This window comes from Mycobacterium shigaense (assembly GCF_002356315.1).
Classification (GTDB): Bacteria; Actinomycetota; Actinomycetes; order Mycobacteriales; family Mycobacteriaceae; genus Mycobacterium; species Mycobacterium shigaense.
The window spans coordinates 4,153,087-4,169,123 of the sequence record NZ_AP018164.1 but is presented as its reverse complement, the minus strand read 5'-3'; the positions used below and the strand labels follow the sequence as shown (position 1 = coordinate 4,169,123).

Here is a 16,037-nt window from a genome sequence, read left to right as displayed (position 1 = left end):
CTAGTCGGGGTCGTCGTCACTGCTCAACAGGTCCTCGGGGTGTTGGAGGCTGTTGAGGCGCGGCTGTCCGCGATCGAGATGCGGCAGGGGGATCCATTCTGTGTCGCCGTTGGTGCGTTTACGGGTGGCCCAGCCGCCGGGCCTGATCAGGCGATGATGCGTGCCGCACGCGAACGTGAGGTTGTCCACGTCGGTGCTGTGGCAGGCGGCGTAGTCGTCGACATGGTGGACCTCGCAGAGATAGCCGGGCACGTCGCAGCCGGGCGCCGAGCAGCCACGTTCCTTGGCGTGCAGGACGATTCGCTGGCCGGGTGAGGCCAGTCGCTTTGTGTGGTAGAGCCCAATCGGGTGGCCCTTGTGGAAGATCGCCAGGTAGTGATGGGCGTGCCGGGCCAGGCGGATGACGTCGCTCATGGGCAGCAGCGTGCCGCCCCCGGTGAGCGCCTTGCTCGAGCCTCCTTCCAATTCGCTCAGCGTGGTGCTTACAACGATGGAGGCTGGTAACCCGTTGTGTTGACCGAGTTCTCCGCTGGCCAGCACGGCGCGCAGTGCCGCCTGCAAGCCGTCATGGTTGCGTTGGCTCGCCGAGCGGGAGTCACGTTGGATCGCCTCCTCGCCCGGAGCCCCGTCGACGACGGGTGAGAGTTCGTCGGGATTGCACATGCCGGGGGCGGCCAGCTTAGCCAGCACGGCCTCGAGGGTGGCGCGTGCTTCGGGGGTCAGCCAGCCGCTGAGCCGCGACATGCCGTCGAGGTCTTGGTTGCCCAGCGTCAGCCCGCGGCGTCGGGCTCGATCCGCGTCGGTGAAATCGCCGTCGGGGTTCAGGCAATAGGTGAGCCGGTCGGCGAGCTTGCGAATCTGTTCGGGGCGGAACTGGGCGGCCCAGCGAGCCAACTGTTGCTCCGCAATGGCTTCGGTCTCCACGTCTACCCAGGACGGCAACTGATCGAAGAACTGCCGGATGGCCGTGACGTGGCCGTCGGCGATGGCACCGTCGCGCTGGGCGGCGGCGGTGGCCGGAAGCCGCGGCGGCAACGGCTCGCCGGTGAGTGCTCGGCGTGGTCCCAGGTCATCGGCCTCGGCCACGCGCCGTGTTGATTCGGCGCGGCTGATGTGCAAGCGGTCGGACAAGGCGTGCGTGAGCTTCCCGCCGAGTTCCTCGGAGGTGGCCTGATGCGCGAGCTGATTCGTCAGCTGGTGAGCGGGAACCCGGAGCCGGCGCGTCTCGTGTTCGAGCGCCTCCAACAATCCCAAGCGTTCCGGGGTCGTCAGCGCCTCGTAGGAATGTTCTTGTATGCGAGACACGACAGCATGCAGAGCCTCGTAGTCCTCTTGGACCTCTTCGCGAGTGCTCGAACCCACCCATGTTCGAATGATATCCCCGGCCACCGACAAATCGCGCCGGACGCAGACCACTGAAACACAAGTGGCGCAAGTGGTTTGGTATTAGGCGATTCCTAGGCGATGGTGGCGGTTTCGGCCGTCGTGACCTCGGCCGCGGCGCGCTCCCCGGAACGAATCGCGCCGTCGATCCAGCCGCACATCTTCGCCGAGCTCTCGGTGCCGGCCCAATGGATTCGGCCGCAGGGCTCGCGCAGGGTGTAGCCGAATTGGGTCAGCACGCCGGTGGGGGTGTGGCCGATCATCCCGCCGCCGGAGTAACGCTCGGTGCTCCAGTTCTGCAGATGGAATTCGCGCGGCTCTTTGGCCTTGCTGCCGAACCGGTCGACGACTTCGTTGATCAGGATCGACTTCTGCTCGGCCTCGTCGAGGTAGGTCAGCTTGCGCGCCGCGGGCCCCTCGGTGATGACGCACATGATCCCCGGGTCCGCGGTGTCGGTGCAGGCGTCGATGGTCAGGGTCGCGGGCGATCCCGGCGAGGAGGACTGACCGGACAGTCCGTCGCCGCGCCAGAACGGCTCGTCGTAGCAGATCGAGGTCTTGATGACCGCGCCGCTCGGCACCCGCTGGTGCAAAAGGGCCCGATCCAGCGGCAGCGCGGGTTCGTAGTCGATCGAAGTCGCGATCGCCAGCGGGATCGCGACGATGACCCGTCGGGCCCGCACCTTCAGGTCGGCCGCGCGGACCGTCGCGCCGTCGGCGTCCTGTGCGATCTGGCGGACCGGTTGCGAAAGGTGCAGCGCGTCACCGAGTTCCGCCACCATCGGGCGGTGCAGGGCGCCCATGCCGCCGACCGGACGCGCGTCCTGCGCGCCGCCCTTGCCGGAGATCACGAAAGTGGCGCCGCCGCCGGAGGATCCCATCTGCGTCAGTAGCCACAACAGCGACGTCTCGGAAGCGTCGGAGGTGTAGGTGCCGCCCAGCGCCATGTCCAGCATCTCGCGGGCCTGCCCGGACGCCGTGTGCCTATGGATCCATGCGCCGACGCTGATGCGGTCCCACTCGTGGGCCTTCTTGGCTTCCCAGGGGGCTTCGAGCGGAATCTCTTCGCACATCTCGTCTATGGAGGCCAGGCCGATGCCGAGGTTGGCGATCGCCCAGGGACTCATGGTCCACGGGATGGTGCCGCGGTAGCGGTGCTTCTTCCCGTCGACGATCATGATCGCGTCGCCGTCGTTGTTCTGCTTGTACTCCGGAACGCCGAACTCTTTCATCAGCGCATAGATCCGGTCCTGACCCGGCCCGATCCACGCGCCACCGCGATCGATCCACACCCCGTCGTCGCGCGTGACGCAGTACGTGCGACCGCCGACCCGGTCGCGCGCCTCCAGCAAGGCCACCGAGTGCCCGGCCTGCTTAAGGCGGAACGCGGCCGTCAAACCCGCGAAACCCGCTCCGACCACGCAATAGTCGACGTCCGCCATGACCGGCTCCTCGGTTGCCGTGCCCCGTTGAGCAGCAAACTACACCGGTCGGACCGGGCAGCGGAAGCGTCGCGTTGAATTCATGCACGGCTGTTCCGCTTCGCAATCTCCAGCAGTTTCGTACTTCACAGCGGCTGGCCCGTCGACGAATAGGGCAGGCTGCTGCCGGCGTTCTCGTCCACCACCACTCGGCCGCCCAGGTAGGGGAAGGCGCGTTGTGTGCACGCTTCCCGATTGCAGATCTTGCAGCCCGCACCGATCGGGACGGCGGTAGTGGGGTCGTCGAGTACGACGCCGGTGGAGTAGATCAGTTTTTCGGCATAGGCCAGGTCGCAGCCCAGCCCGATGGCAAAGGCCTTGTGTTGGTCCAAAAATCTGCGGCCTTCGGGCGCAGTGGTCTTGGCGACCCAGAAGTATGATCGCCCGTCGGGCATTTGGGCAACCTGGCGGACGATGCGCCCCGGCTGGGCGAAGGCATCGTGCACCACCCACAGTGGACAGCTGCCGCCGACCCGGCTGAAATGGAACGCGGTGGCGGACTGGCGTTTCGAGATGTTGCCGGCCTTGTCGGTACGCACGAAAATGAACGGCACCCCACGTTGTTGCGGGCGCTGCAGGGTGGAAAGCCGATGACAGACGGTCTCGAAGCCGACACCGAAACGACGACCCAGCAGGTCGATGTCGTACCGTAATTCTTCTGCGGCAGCATGGAACTCACGATAAGGCAGCAGGAAAGCACCGGCGAAGTAGTTGGCCAGTCCGATGCGGGCGACACCGCGGGACTCGGCACTGAGCTGTTCGTCGGTGGCGACCACGGCCGCGATCAGGTCGGACTGCGTGAGCAGGGCCAGCTGGGTGGCGATCTGGAAGGCGCGCTGGCCGGGCATCAGCCAGCGAGCCACCCGCAGCACCTTGGCGTCGGCTTCGTAGCGGCGCTTGGTGGTCTCGGGCAGGGTGTCGTCGACCACCACCGCGATCCCGAGGCGGTCCCGCATCAGCTCGGTCAGCTGGACATCCAATCCGCCTGCGCGAAGCCCACTCTGGGCCGCCATCTGCTCGGCGGCGAGGTCGAGATCGCCGATGTAGTTGTTGCGGTCGTAGAAGAAGTCGCGCACCTCTTCGAAGGGCATCGGCCGCTCCAGCGGCAGTGCGGTGTCGGCCGTCGCACGAGATCGATAGCCGTCCAGCTCGCCGGTGGCATCGCGCAGCCGCCGGTGAACGGTGACCAGGCTGCGGCCGATCTCGGGCATGCGGGCGACCAACTCTTGGATCTGGCCGCGGGTCACGCCGTGCTCGGCGCCGATCTCGGCGAACAGGTCGGACAGGTCGGCCACCAGGCGGGCGTCGGTGTCGGAGGAGAAGAACTGCGGCGGCAGCTCGAAGCGCTCGGTGAGCGCGATCAGCACCGGCACGGTGATCGGCCGCTGGTCGTTCTCCAGCTGGTTGACGTAACTGGTGGACAGGTTCAGGGCTTGGGCGAGGGCGGCCTGGGTGAGCCCGCGTTCCTGCCGCAGTCGCCGCAGCCGGGCGCCCGAAAACGTCCTGGAAATGGTTCGAGCCACCGTTGCCACCTTACTCCAAAATCGTGTTCGCAATCTTCGCAATGTGCGCCGGAGAAGGACACAAAAATACGCATTTACAGGGGCTTTCCAAGCACATCCCCGTTGCATAGTGTGCGGATATGGAGATGCACCAGGTCCGGACGCGGCGCAGCGCCGAGGATTTCCCGCGCGCTGAACAGCTGGCCGCCAAGATCGCCCGCGTCGCGACCGACCCGGTCGCCGTCGACGCACAGACCGCCGAGATGGTGCTCAACCGGATCATCGACAATGCAGCCGTCAGTGCGGCCTCGGTGGTGCGGCGTCCCGTCACCGTCGCCCGCCAGCAGGCGCTGGCCCACCGCGCCCGGCAGGGGGCGGCCGTCTTCGGCGTCGAGGGCAGCTATTCTGCGGAGTGGGCAGCCTGGGCGAACGGCGTCGCAGTGCGCGAACTCGACTTCCACGACACGTTTTTGGCGGCCGAGTACTCCCATCCCGGCGACAACATTCCCCCGCTGGTCGCCGTTGCCCAGCAGCTGGGGGTGCGCGGCTCCGACTTGATTCGCGGCCTGGCCACCGCATACGAGATCCAGATCGATCTGGTCAAGGGAATCTGCCTGCACGAGCACAAGATTGACCACGTCGCCCACCTCGGCCCGTCGGTGGCGGCCGGCTTGGGAACGATGCTCCGGCTGGACGCCGACACGATCTACCAGGCCGTCGGTCAGGCGCTGCATCTGACCACCAGCACCCGCCAGTCCCGGAAGGGCTCGATCTCCAGTTGGAAGGCGTTCGCTCCCGCCCACGCCGGAAAGGTCGCCATCGAGGCGGTCGATCGCGCGATGCGCGGTGAGGGATCGCCTGCGCCGATCTGGGAAGGCGAGGACGGCGTCATCGCCTGGTTGCTCGGCGGGCCCGACCGCACTTACGAGGTGCCGTTGCCCGCTCCCGGCGAGCCCAAGCGCGCCATCCTGGACAGCTACACCAAAGAGCACTCCGCGGAATACCAGAGCCAGGCGCCGATCGACCTGGCCCGCCGGCTGCGCGAACGCATCGGTGACCTCGACCAGATCGCGACGATCGTGCTGCACACCAGCCACCACACGCATGTGGTGATCGGCACCGGCTCCGGCGATCCGCAGAAGTTCGATCCGGACGCGTCACGTGAGACGCTGGACCACTCGCTGCCCTATATCTTCGCCGTTGCCCTGCAGGACGGCAGCTGGCACCACGAGCGTTCCTACGCTCCGGAGCGCACGCACCGGCCTGACACCATCGCGCTATGGCACAAGATCTCCACCGTCGAGGATCCGGAGTGGACGCGCCGATACCATTCGAATGACCCGGCCGAGAAGGCCTTTGGGGCGCGGGCGGAGGTGACGCTCAAGAGCGGTGAGGTGCTCTGCGACGAGCTCGCGCTGGCCGATGCTCATCCGCTGGGCGCCCGGCCGTTCGCGCGCGAGCAATACGTCAAGAAGTTCGGCCAGCTGGCCGATGACGTCGTGGAACCTGCTGAGCAGCAACGGTTCTTGGCCGCCGTGGACTCGCTTGCCGACCTCAAGGGCGGCGGGCTGGGCGCGCTGAACGTCTTGGTCGACCCGCGGGTGCTGGACAAGGCGCCAGTGATCCCGTCGGGGATATTCCGGTGACCAGCCCGGCCGACAGGCGCACCGCCTTCCGGACAGCCCTGAATTCCGGCCGGCTGCAACGGCTTCCGGGCGCGTTTTCACCGCTGGTGGCCAAGGCCGTCGCGGCTGCGGGCTTCGAGGGTGTCTACGTCTCGGGTGCCGCGCTCGCGGCCGACCTGGGCCTACCGGACATCGGGCTGACCACGCTGACCGAGGTCGCGGCCCGCGGCGCGCAGATCGCGGCGGCCACCGGGCTGCCCACGCTGATCGACGCCGACACGGGGTTCGGGGAGCCGCTCAACGCCGCTCGCACCGTGCGCCTGCTGGAGGACGCCGGGCTGGCCGGATGCCATCTCGAGGACCAGGTCAACCCGAAGCGATGCGGACATCTGGACGGCAAGGCCGTCGTCTCGACCGCTGACATGGTCAAGCGTTTGCGCGCAGCGGTATCCGCGCGTCGCGACCCCAACTTCGTGATCTGCGCCCGCACCGACGCCGTGGACGTCGAGGGTCGCGCCGCGGCGATCGATCGTGCCCGGGCCTACGCCGACGCCGGCGCCGACATGATCTTCACCGAGGCGCTCACCGAACCGGACGACTTCGCGGCGTTCCGGGCCGCCGTCGATGTTCCGTTGCTGGCTAACATGACGGAATTCGGCAAGTCGCCACTGCTGAGCACGCGCCGACTGGCCGACCTGGGCTACAACGTCGTCATCTATCCCGTCACCACGTTGCGCCTGGCGATGTTCGCGATCGAAGCCGGACTGCACGAAATCGATTCGACGGGAACGCAACTCGATCTGCTGGGCCGGATGCAACACCGCAGCCGGCTCTACGAGCTACTGCGCTACGCGGACTACAACGACTTCGACGCCGATATCCACAACTTCACGCTGAAGGGAACCGCCGATGACCACCCCGACCGCTGAGATCAAGAAGGGCCTTGCGGGCGTCGTGGTGGACACCACCGCGATCTCGAAGGTGGTACCGGAGACGAATTCGCTGACCTATCGTGGTTATCCGGTCCAGGACCTGGCCGCGCACTGCAGCTTCGAGCAGGTCGCCTTCCTGCTGTGGCGCGGCGAACTGCCCACCGATGCCGAACTCGCGTTGTTCTGCCAACGGGAGCGGGCCAGTCGCCGGGTCGACCGGTCGATGCTGTCGCTGCTGACAAAGCTGCCCGACAACTGCCACCCGATGGATGTGATACGCACCGCCATCAGCTATTTGGGCGCCGAGGATCCCGACGAGGACGACGACTCGGCGAATCGCGCGAAGTCGCTGCGCATGCTCGCGGTGCTGCCCACGATCGTTGCCGTGGACATGCGGCGGCGGCGCGGCCTGGCGCCGATCGCGCCGCACAGCGGCCTGGGTTACACCGAGAACTTTTTGCAGATGTGCTTCGGCGAGGTCCCCGAACCGACGGTCGTCCGGGCGTTCGAGCAGTCGATGATCCTCTACGCCGAGCACGGTTTCAACGCTTCCACCTTCGCCGCACGGGTGGTGACGTCGACGCAGTCGGACATCTACAGCGCGGTGACCGGGGCCATCGGTGCCCTCAAGGGCGCGCTGCACGGCGGCGCCAACGAAGCGGTGATGCACGACATGCTCGCGATCGCCGATCCGGGGAATGCGCGAGAATGGCTGCACGACAAGCTTGCTCGCAAGGAAAAGGTCATGGGATTCGGACATCGGGTGTACAAGAACGGTGACTCCCGGGTGCCGACAATGAAGCGGGCGCTGGCCGATGTGGCCGCCATTCGTGACGGCCAGCGCTGGCTGGACATCTACACCATCTTGGAAGCCGAGATGTGGGATGCCACCGGTATCAAACCCAATCTCGACTTCCCGACCGGCCCCGCTTATCACCTGATGGGCTTCGACATCGGCAGCTTCACGCCGATATTCGTGATGAGCAGGATCACCGGATGGACCGCCCACGTCATGGAGCAGGCGGCGGCCAACTCGTTGATCCGCCCGTTGAGCGCCTACTCGGGTCGCGCGCAGCGCGCCCTGGCGCACCGATGAATTCCGGGCCGCTATTCGCCGGGCCCGCCGTACTGCCAAACCAGGCTGTGATCGCCGGTCATCGTCGCGTTGCACCACATCGTGCGGCCGTTGGCGTCCTGGGTGGTCGCGTGCAACACCGTGCATGAATCGCCCGGCGCCGGCGCCGGCGCCGGCGCCTGAGCATAGGCGAGCGGCGCGGTGACCAACATCAACGCGGCGGCCGATACGGCGAATCTGCTCATGACCGACATCTCCTAAGCACTGGCGTTCACGCTATCCGCCGAACAACCGGCGGGCAAAGACACGCGTGCACGGTCGCGAGCGCGTTGGCTCAGAACGGGTTCTAGTCTGTGGCCATGGGATTTCTGCAGCCCGACGTGCCTCAGATCGACATCGAAGAGTGGAGCAAGGGCACTCGCAGCGAGAAAATCCGCCCGATGGCCAGGCATTGGGCAGAGGTCGGTTTCGGCACGCCGGTGATCCTGCACCTGTTCTACGTCGGCAAGATCCTGCTCTACATCCTGTTGGGGTGGGTGTTTGCCGTGGCGACCACCCGCGGCCTGGCGTTCTTGGACGTGAAGTCGTGGTACGCCGAGCCGATCGTGTTCGAGAAGGTCGTGCTCTACACGATGCTGTTCGAGGTGATCGGGCTGGGCTGCGGCTTCGGGCCGTTGAACAACCGGGTCAAGCCGCCGATGGGCTCGATCCTGTACTGGTTGCGGCCGGACACCATCCGGCTGCCTCCGTGGCCGCGCCGGGTCCCGGCGACCAAGGGAACCGCCCGGACCCTGGTGGATATCGCGCTGTACGCCCTGCTGCTACTGCTGCTCTTGCTGACGCTGTTCGCCGACGGCACCGGGCCGGTGCGGGAGCTGGGCACCCAGGTGGGGCTGATCCCGCAGTGGCGAATCGTGCTGATCCTGGTCGTTCTCGGGGTGCTCGGGCTGCGCGACAAGGTGATCTTCCTGGCCGCCCGCGGTGAGGTCTACGCGTCGTTGGCGGTGACCTTCTTGTTCGGCGGGGACATGATCGTCGCCGCCAAGCTGGTGTTCCTGGTGATCTGGATAGGCGCGGCGACCTCCAAGCTCAACAAGCACTTCCCGTTCGTGATGTCGACGATGATGTCCAACAACCCGCTGTTTCGGCCCCGGTTCGTCAAGCGGGCGTTCTTCGAGAAGTTCCCCGACGATCTGCGGCCCGGGCGCTTGTCGCGGCTGTTCGCTCACGTCAGCACCTTCATCGAGATGTGGGTGCCCGTCCTGCTATTCGTCGCGCACGGCGGCTGGTGGACCGCGATTCCCGCGGGCATCATGGTGGCCTTCCACCTGGGGATCCTGACCGCCATCCCGATGGGCGTGCCGCTGGAATGGAACGTCTTCATGATCTTCGGCGTGCTGTCCTTGTTCGTAGGCCACGCCCATGCGGGTCTGGCCAGCCTCAAACACCCTGTGCCCGTGGCGATTTTCATCGCCTTCATCGCCGCGATCGTGATCCTGGGCAATCTGTTCCCGCGCAAGATCTCGTTCCTGCCCGGCATGCGTTACTACGCGGGCAACTGGGACACCACGCTGTGGTGCATCAAGCCCTCCGCGGACAAGAAGATTGCCCACAACATCGTCTCGATCGCCAGCATGCCGGCGGCTCAGCTGGAAAAGCTGTACGGCAAGGAGCGCGCGCAGATCCCCATGTATCTCGGATATGCGTTCCGCGCCATGAACACTCACGGCCGCGCGTTGTTCACGCTGGCGCATCGGGCGATGGCCGGCGAGAACGAGGACGACTACGTCATCACTGACGGGGAACGAATCTGCAGCACCGCCGTCGGCTGGAACTTCGGCGACGGGCACATGCACAACGAACAGCTGATCGCGGCGCTGCAGCAACGTTGCCGGTTCGCGCCCGGCGAGGTGCGCGTCGTGCTGCTCGATGCGCAACCGATCCACAAGCAGACCCAGACCTACCGGCTGGTGGACGCCGCTACCGGGGAATTCGAACGCGGCGTCGTCAAGGTCGCCGACATGGTGACCCGGCAGCCCTGGGCCGACGACGTGCCGGTCCAGGTGCTGACGGAAGAGGCCGAGACGGCGCCGCCGAGCGAAGAAGAGCTGTCGACCGAACAGTAGGTCGCGAGCGTAACCACACCGTGAACTTTCGCCCGGAAAATCGCAGTGTGGTTACGCTCGGCGCAAATCAGGCCCCCGCGCGAACCTCCTGCGCGGCCGCGACCATGTTCTGCAGCGACGCGGTCACCTCGTCGGTGTTGCGCGTCTTCAGCCCGCAGTCGGGGTTGACCCACAGCCGCTCGGCGGGCAGGGCCCGCAGCGCGGCGCGCAGCGACTCGGCCATCTCGCGCGTGCTCGGCACCCGGGGCGAGTGGATGTCGTAGACGCCGGGGCCCACGCTGTTGGCGAAGCCGACCGCGTTCAGGTCGTCCAGCACCTCCATGTGCGAGCGCGCCGCCTCGATCGACGTCACGTCCGCATCCAGGTCGGCGATCGCGCCGATCACCTCGCCGAACTCCGAGTAGCACAGGTGCGTGTGGATCTGCGTGGAGTCGTCGACGCCGGATGTGGCCAGCCGGAACGCGCCGACGGCCCAGCGCAGGTACTCCTCCTGATCGGCGCGCCGCAGCGGCAGCAGCTCGCGCAACGCGGGCTCGTCGACCTGGATGACCGCGATGCCGGCGGACTGCAGGTCCACGGTCTCGTCGCGGATGGCCAGCGCCACCTGATTGGCGGTGTCGGCCAGCGGCTGGTCGTCGCGGACGAACGACCACGCCAGGATCGTCACCGGTCCGGTCAGCATGCCCTTGACCGGCTTGTCGGTCAGCGACTGCGCGTAGCGGGCCCACTGCACGGTCATCGGGTGCCGTCGGATGACGTCGCCGTAGAGGATCGGCGGCCGCACACAGCGGCTGCCGTAGGACTGCACCCAGCCGTTCCTGGTGGCGAAGAACCCGTCGAGCTGCTCGGCGAAGTACTGGACCATATCGTTGCGTTCCGGCTCGCCGTGCACCAGCACATCGAGGCCGAGCTGCTGCTGCAGCTCGATGACGTCGGCGATCTCCTGCTTCATCCGGCGGTCGTATTCGGCCTCGTCGATCTCGCCGGCGACCAGCGCGGCACGGGCCTTGCGGATCTGGACGGTCTGCGGGAACGACCCGATGGTCGTGGTCGGCAGCGGCGGCAGGTGCAGCCGCGCTTCCTGGCTGGCGCGACGTGCGGCCGCGTCGCCGCGATGCACACCGGCCGCGACGACCGAGCCGAGACGCTCGCGGAGCTGGTCGTCGTGCAGGCGCGGGTCACTCGTGCGCGACGCGACGGCGGCGTTGGAGGCCGCGATCTTGTCGGCGACGTCCTTCGATAACGCCTCACGTCCCTCGCGCAGGGACCGGGCCAGGGTCACCACCTCGACGACCTTCTCCTGTCCGAACGCCAGCCAGCTGCGCAGCGCGTCGTCGAGGCCGGTCTCGGGGTCCAGCGAGTAAGGCACGTGCAGGGTCGAACACGACGTCGACACCGCGACGTGGGCCGCCGAATGCTGCAGCGCCGCCAGCTTGTCCAGTGCCGCTTCGAGATCGGTGCGCCAGATGTTGCGCCCGTCGACGACGCCGGCCACGAGCGTCTTGTCGGCCAGGCCGGGCGCGATCGCCGTGTCGGCTCCGTACACGAGGTCGACGCCGATCGCCTCGACGGGCGTGCGGGCCAGCGCGCCCAACGATTCGCCGGGGTCACCGAAGTAGGTGGCCACGTAGATCGCCGGCCGGTTGGTCACCTTGCCCAGCGCGTTGTAGACCGCCTCGGTCAGGGCGGGGGCGTCGGGGGAGATGTCGGTGACGAGCGCGGGCTCGTCGAACTGCACCCACTGCGCACCGTTATCGGCCAGCAGCGACAACAGCTCGGAGTAGATCGGCACCAGCTCCTGCAACCGCTCGATCGGCGCGCCCGCGCCGCCCTTGACGTCACCGACGCCCTTGCTCAGCAACAGGAAGGTGATCGGTCCGATGACGACTGGGCGGGCCGGGATACCTTGCGCGATAGCCTCTTTCAGCTCGGAAAGTACCTTGTCGGGGTTCAGCGCGAACGTCGTCGCGGGCTCGATCTCGGGAACGATGTAGTGGTAGTTGGTGTCGAACCATTTGGTCATTTCCAGCGGCGCCACCTCGTTGTTGCCGCGCGCCACCGCGAAATAGCGATCCAACTCGTCGGGAACCTGCGCGGCCCGAGCCGGCAGCGCGCCGAGCATGACGGCGGTGTCGAGCATCTGGTCGTAGTAGGAGAAGGTGTTCACCGGCACCGAGTCCAGGCCGGCCGCGGCCAGACTCGCCCAGGTGTCTCGGCGCAGGGTTGCAGCTACGGCCTCCAGCTCGGCACGGCTGGTGCGTCCGGCCCAGTAGCCCTCGGTCGCACGTTTGAGTTCCCGCTTGGGGCCGATGCGCGGGGAGCCGACGACTGTTGCGGTAAATCGTTGGGGGGTCACGGTTTTGTTCGTCCTTCAATCGGCGTGATGGTCACCGCCGGCGGACGTGCAGCCGATCCGTCGGCGGCGGTACCCAGTACCAACCGCAACGGCTGCAGCCAAACGCCCATTCCTCGAGGCGATGAGCCGCCGGACGCGGCGCGCCCAGCACGGCTGGCAGGTCTCCGGACTCGCAGGCGCGCACTCGGTGGTGCTCCTAATGGCCGTCGCTTCCCAGTCTTGCGACCAGTGCTTGCCAAAAACTCTGACGGCGGTCGTTCCTGCATACCGTTGCGGGACAGTCCCGGATTCTCACCGGGTTCCCTCTCGCGAAGCGTTACTAACGTTGCCCCGCTCGATGCTTGCGCCGCGGTTGCGGCGCAAGCAGACCAGCTGCGTAACGGAGCTTACTCCGGCGTCGGGTCGACAACAGACATGTGGCCCAACGTGACGGTAGCGTCACGTTGGGCCGCCGGCGTGACGGTAGCGTCACGTTCGCGACGGGCTAGCTGGCAAGCGCCTCCGCGATGGGAGTGTCGCCGTTGTTGAAGTCGATGGTCCGGCGGATGGTCGAGTCGCCCGCCAGTGCGGCGGCCACCACCAGCGCGACGTCGGCGCGCGTGACCTCGCCTTTGCCTTTGCCGATCGAGATCCGTCCGGTCGCCTCGTCCAGCGTCAGCCGCCCGGGACCCAGCACCGTCCAGTCCAGCTCGCTGGCCCGTAGGTGTTCATCCGCGGCGGCCTTGGCCTCCGCGTAGGCAAAGAACGGATCATCTTGCGGAACACCGTGATTCGGCCCGGCGCCGAAGTAGGAGACCATGACGAAGCGTTTGACGCCCGCCCGCCCTGCGGCGTCGATCACCCGGATCGCGGCGTCCCGGTCCACGGCGTAGGTCCGCGCGGGGTTGCCGCCGCCGGCGCCGGCGGAGAAGACGACCGCGTCATGCCCGGCCACCAGCTCGGCCAGCGCGTCGGTGTCGAGGCGCTCGATGTCGGCCACCACGGGCGTGGCGCCGGTGGCCGCGACGTCGTCGGAATGCTCGGGATTGCGGAACACCGAGGTGACCTCGTCGCCGCGCTCGCTGAGGATGCGGGCGAGCTGCAGTGCGACTTTCCCGTGCCCGCCGATGACGATGACTCGTGCCACGCCCTCGACCGTACGCGGCCGCCGGAGCCGATGGTGGCGACCCGCTTCGCCCGGCTACGCCGCGCTTGCGACCGCCGCTAGAGCTTTACCTTGCCCATGATGATGTCGATGATCATCTTGCCGGGTGCGTAGGCGCCGGTCATGGAGGCCATCGTGTGTCCGGAGTCCACCAGCAGCGTGATTCCGCTGATGCCGCAGGCCGCCTCGCTGTTGAGGAATGCCATGACGTCGCCCATCTGCTCGGGCGTGTGCACCTTGCAACCGGTCTCGTCGCGGTAGTCCTGGGCGAAGGACAGCCACAGGTCCGCGTTGGCCTGGGCCAGCGGAGTGTCGGTAGGGCCGGGGCAGATCGCGTTGATGCGAATGCCCTTCTTTGCCAGCGGGTAGCCCTGGGTGGCCACGTAGGTGTTGATGGCCTTCTTGCTGGTGCCGTAGTGGTTGATGCCTTCGGCCTCGTGCGCCTGGCACCAGGCTTCGGCCGCCGCGAAGTCCGGCGTGGCAAGAAAGTCCAGCATCAGGTCCAGGTCGTTCTCCCAGCCCATGCCGGCGACAGAGGAGATGAAGCAGATTGCCGAGCCGTTGGGCAGTTGGTTCTTTTCGAGCAGACGGTCGATCAGGTGGCGGTGGCCGATGAAGTTGATCTTCATCAAGTCGATCGTCCCGTCGGCGACGCCGGCAGCGGAGAACACGGCGTCAATGGGACCCTCGACCTGACTGAGCGCGGCATCGATCGAGGCGGGGTCGCGCAGGTCCACCTGCACCGACTGGGCGACGTCGTAGCCCACCGGTGCGTAGTCCAAAACGATGATTTCGGCGCCCAGCTCGGCCGCTGACTTGGCCGCCGCCGCGCCCATGCCGGTCGCGCCACCCACAACGAGAGCGCGCTTGCCGTCGTAGCGCAACCGATCGACAATGGTCATGGAAATCCTCTTCTCGGATAATGCTAACGCGGTTCTATCTGCTCAACTGTATGGGTAACAGTTTTTCGGTTCAATACCAGGCCCGGATTGAATCAGGGGCTTATTTGCCGCGGACGGCGGCACCGCGCAGGAAAGTGTCGCGGGTGTGCACCAGCGCCGCCCGCTTGCCCACGGAGCGCAGCATGTTCTCCGGTATCCACTGCAGGCCGATGACGCAACGGGCCAGCATCGCGACCGAGGGCGCCTCGGTCTGAATTTCGCCCGCCCGGATTCCCTCGGCGAGCAGTGATTTCATTTGCCGTAAGCGGGTGGTGTAGGACCAGCCCGGATTCGCCGTCGGCGGCGACTGCCGCATCCACGCCAGCTGGATCCGGAATTCATCCGAAAACTGTCCCAGCGCATTGACATTGACCCAGCACAGCGCATCCAACTTCGCCATCGGGGTCGCATCGGCGCGCAGCACGCTGACCCAGCCCGCCTCGACCTTCTGGCCGAATGACCGCATGATCGAATCGAGGAGTTCATCCTTCGACCCGATCACCCGGTAGACGGTTCCGGTGCCCAGTCCCGCGGCCGACGCGATGTCCCTGACGGTGGTGACCTCAAAACCTTTGCGGCCGAACTCGGTTCGTGCCACCGCGCGCACGTGCGCCGCCTTGTCGCTGGGGTCGGCGTCGCTGTCGTCGGCCCATGTTTCGATCACGTCGCTGGCCGCCTTGAAGGCATTGGACCGGTCCAATGCCGCATCCGTGGGCGGCCGTACCGCCAAGCCTTGCAAGATTATTCGGCACAACAGCTCGGCCACCTGGTCGGTGGACGAATTGTGGCGCATCACGGCGAGCCCCACCTGCAGCATGGTCTGACAGATCCGGTCGGTCAGCGTGGGCAGATCGATGTCGGGTTTGATGTAGCCGCTCCAGCGCGCCGCGCGCAGCGTCTGCAGCATCGCCTCCTGAATCGAGGTGGGCTGTTGCCGGGTCAGCTTCATCAGTTCGGGATCGGTGCTGGGGCCCTCGTAGAACGACATCTGCAGCGCGGCGCCGTGCCGCACCGCGCATTCGGCGATGGCCGTTCCCAGCGCGATGATCTGCTCGGCGGCTCCTCGCGTGTTGGGTTCGTCCAGTCGCGCCTGGGCGGTGCGCCCGATGCGGTCCAGATCGTCCTGATAGCGCCGGATCAGCTCGACGAGGATTGCCTCTTTGGACTCGAAGTGGTGATACAGGCTGCCCGGCAGAATCCCTGCGGCATCGGCGATCTCCTGCAAAGACGTCCGCAAACCCGAGGAGGCGATCAACGATGCCGCGGTTTGCAGGATCTCGGTGCGCCGCGTGCCGGCATCGTCGATGTTGACGCCCGATTGGACACGAACTGTGGGCGGCGGCCGACCCTTTGCCGGTGACTCGGCTTTAGCCATGACTAGCGGCGCGCAAGCCCGCAGGACCGTGGCCGTGCAAACAAGTGCAATCGTCCTCCCAGCCGAACCAAATCTTTGTTAAAAGATTATCAGACTG

Annotated in this window: 12 protein-coding genes and 1 riboswitch; of the genes, 4 read left to right on the top strand and 8 right to left on the bottom strand. The window is 66.7% G+C overall.

The window, feature by feature from the left end; all coding sequences use genetic code 11:
- The 3 genes from MSG_RS19340 to MSG_RS19330 all read right to left on the bottom strand — a co-directional run bounded on the left by MSG_RS19340 (position 1) and on the right by MSG_RS19330 (position 4,420).
- Positions 1 to 1,362: an HNH endonuclease signature motif containing protein gene (locus tag MSG_RS19340; RefSeq protein WP_096444675.1), complete on the bottom strand. Its 1,362-nt coding sequence runs from the start codon at positions 1,360 to 1,362 to the stop codon at positions 1 to 3.
- 95 nt (positions 1,363 to 1,457) lie between these two features.
- Positions 1,458 to 2,825, bottom strand: a complete 1,368-nt coding sequence (locus MSG_RS19335) for a flavin monoamine oxidase family protein (RefSeq protein ID WP_096442116.1) — start codon at positions 2,823 to 2,825, stop codon at positions 1,458 to 1,460.
- Between the two features lie 125 nt (positions 2,826 to 2,950).
- A complete protein-coding gene (locus MSG_RS19330; RefSeq protein WP_373421181.1) occupies positions 2,951 to 4,420 on the bottom strand; it encodes a short-chain fatty acyl-CoA regulator family protein in 1,470 nt (489 codons plus the stop codon).
- An 86-nt stretch (positions 4,421 to 4,506) separates the two neighbouring features.
- On the opposite strand from MSG_RS19330, the gene prpD reads away from it, so the two are divergent.
- From prpD to MSG_RS19315, 3 genes are read left to right on the top strand one after another with little or no spacing between them, the layout of a single operon-like run.
- On the top strand, positions 4,507 to 6,012 hold the full coding sequence (prpD, locus tag MSG_RS19325) for a 2-methylcitrate dehydratase PrpD (protein ID WP_105886881.1): 1,506 nt from the start codon (positions 4,507 to 4,509) through the stop codon (positions 6,010 to 6,012).
- Positions 6,009 to 6,920, top strand: coding sequence for a methylisocitrate lyase (gene prpB, locus MSG_RS19320; RefSeq protein ID WP_373421180.1), 912 nt, complete (start codon positions 6,009 to 6,011; stop codon positions 6,918 to 6,920). The genes prpD and prpB overlap by 4 nt, the downstream gene beginning before the upstream one ends.
- The gene (locus tag MSG_RS19315) at positions 6,901 to 8,019 is read left to right on the top strand and encodes a bifunctional 2-methylcitrate synthase/citrate synthase (protein WP_096442113.1); all 1,119 of its coding nucleotides are present in this window, start codon (positions 6,901 to 6,903) and stop codon (positions 8,017 to 8,019) included. Before prpB ends, MSG_RS19315 begins: the two co-directional genes overlap by 20 nt.
- Positions 8,020 to 8,030: 11 nt before the next feature.
- On the opposite strand, the gene MSG_RS19310 is transcribed toward MSG_RS19315, so the two are convergent.
- Positions 8,031 to 8,243 carry a hypothetical protein gene (locus MSG_RS19310; protein WP_142404502.1) on the bottom strand — a complete coding sequence of 71 codons (213 nt, stop codon included), beginning with the start codon at positions 8,241 to 8,243 and terminating at the stop codon, positions 8,031 to 8,033.
- 114 nt (positions 8,244 to 8,357) lie between these two features.
- Here MSG_RS19310 and MSG_RS19305 point away from each other — a divergent pair, with 114 nt between their 5' ends.
- A complete protein-coding gene (locus MSG_RS19305; RefSeq protein ID WP_096442109.1) occupies positions 8,358 to 10,124 on the top strand; it encodes a DUF3556 domain-containing protein in 1,767 nt (588 codons plus the stop codon).
- A 67-nt stretch (positions 10,125 to 10,191) separates the two neighbouring features.
- On the opposite strand, the gene metE is transcribed toward MSG_RS19305, so the two are convergent.
- The 4 genes from metE to MSG_RS19285 all read right to left on the bottom strand — a co-directional run bounded on the left by metE (position 10,192) and on the right by MSG_RS19285 (position 15,940).
- Entirely contained in the window at positions 10,192 to 12,480 is a 2,289-nt protein-coding gene (gene metE, locus MSG_RS19300; RefSeq protein WP_096442107.1) for a 5-methyltetrahydropteroyltriglutamate--homocysteine S-methyltransferase, read from the bottom strand.
- A 138-nt stretch (positions 12,481 to 12,618) separates the two neighbouring features.
- A riboswitch (cobalamin riboswitch) is annotated at positions 12,619 to 12,819 on the bottom strand.
- 145 nt (positions 12,820 to 12,964) lie between these two features.
- Positions 12,965 to 13,606 (bottom strand): SDR family oxidoreductase, encoded by a 642-nt coding sequence (locus MSG_RS19295; protein ID WP_096442105.1) that lies wholly within the window; start codon positions 13,604 to 13,606, stop codon positions 12,965 to 12,967.
- 77 nt (positions 13,607 to 13,683) lie between these two features.
- Positions 13,684 to 14,526 carry an SDR family oxidoreductase gene (locus MSG_RS19290; RefSeq protein ID WP_096442103.1) on the bottom strand — a complete coding sequence of 281 codons (843 nt, stop codon included), beginning with the start codon at positions 14,524 to 14,526 and terminating at the stop codon, positions 13,684 to 13,686.
- Positions 14,527 to 14,626: 100 nt separating this feature from the next.
- Positions 14,627 to 15,940 carry a TetR/AcrR family transcriptional regulator gene (locus MSG_RS19285; RefSeq protein ID WP_096442101.1) on the bottom strand — a complete coding sequence of 438 codons (1,314 nt, stop codon included), beginning with the start codon at positions 15,938 to 15,940 and terminating at the stop codon, positions 14,627 to 14,629.
- Positions 15,941 to 16,037 lie beyond the last annotated feature (97 nt).

Bases quoted from the DNA above. Each gene is read 5' to 3' on its own strand.
- MSG_RS19335 (WP_096442116.1), bottom strand. From the start codon at position 2,825: ATGGCGGACGTCGACTATTGCGTGGTCGGAGCGGGTTTCGCGGGTTTG.
- prpD (WP_105886881.1), top strand. From the start codon at position 4,507: ATGGAGATGCACCAGGTCCGGACGCGGCGCAGCGCCGAGGATTTCCCG.
- MSG_RS19315 (WP_096442113.1), top strand. From the start codon at position 6,901: ATGACCACCCCGACCGCTGAGATCAAGAAGGGCCTTGCGGGCGTCGTG.
- MSG_RS19310 (WP_142404502.1), bottom strand. From the start codon at position 8,243: ATGAGCAGATTCGCCGTATCGGCCGCCGCGTTGATGTTGGTCACCGCG.
- MSG_RS19305 (WP_096442109.1), top strand. From the start codon at position 8,358: ATGGGATTTCTGCAGCCCGACGTGCCTCAGATCGACATCGAAGAGTGG.
- MSG_RS19290 (WP_096442103.1), bottom strand. From the start codon at position 14,526: ATGACCATTGTCGATCGGTTGCGCTACGACGGCAAGCGCGCTCTCGTT.
- MSG_RS19285 (WP_096442101.1), bottom strand. From the start codon at position 15,940: ATGGCTAAAGCCGAGTCACCGGCAAAGGGTCGGCCGCCGCCCACAGTT.